Below are 749 nucleotides of genomic sequence, written 5' to 3' on the forward strand. Positions count from 1 at the left end.
AAGACGTTGCCTACCTACCATGGTCACCGTTGGCAGCTGGTATGCTAAGCGGCAAGTATATTGATGGTGCACGCACTGCGGGAAGCCGTTGGACCTACATGCAGCGCAAAGGCATATTCCGTGACACCGAAACAGCCAACTCAGCAGTCAAAGAGTACGTCGAGGTAGCAAAGACACACGGCTTCACTCCAAGTCAACTTGCTCTAGCATGGTGTAACCAAGTTGATGGTGTTACATCGACGATTATCGGTGCAACCAATCTAGATCAGCTGAAAGAAAATGTCGCAGCATTCAGCAAACCTTTGTCAGAAGAGATCCTAACTGACATCAATACCGTGTTCAGACGCTACCCTGTACCGTATTAATTCGCGGTCGCGCCACCTTATGTGGTGATAACAAGGCTAAACTGAAACCAAAAGCGCATCGAAAGGTGCGCTTTATGATTTTATATGGCATGCAATCAGCTCTGCTCTTTGTGTTCCCTAACCTTTGCTCTATAATGCGCGGGCTTATATCTAGGATAAAAACATGATTTCAAAAAACCAATTAAAACTCCTTCGCGCTTTAGGTCAAAAGAAACAACGTAAAGCACACGGTCTATTCATTGTTCAAGGTGAAAAAAACGTGCTTGAGCTTACGGATAGCGATCTTGTTGTGAAGAATGTGTTTGCGACTGCGGACTTTTTGGCTCACAACCAAGCAGCACTGAAAGGGTTTGATTGTGTTGAAGCATCTTTAGATGATCTGAC

Annotated in this window: 1 protein-coding gene and 1 pseudogene; both read left to right on the forward strand. The window is 45.1% G+C overall.

Annotated elements, in window-relative coordinates:
* Positions 1 to 365, forward strand: a 365-nt coding sequence (locus tag KIV40_RS34325; RefSeq protein ID WP_285353918.1) for an aldo/keto reductase, incomplete at its 5' end; no start/stop codon positions are given.
* A gap of 163 nt (positions 366 to 528) precedes the next feature.
* Positions 529 to 749: pseudogene (locus KIV40_RS34330) on the forward strand (RNA methyltransferase); the annotation flags it as partial.

It is taken from the genome of Vibrio sp. D173a (assembly GCF_030248475.1).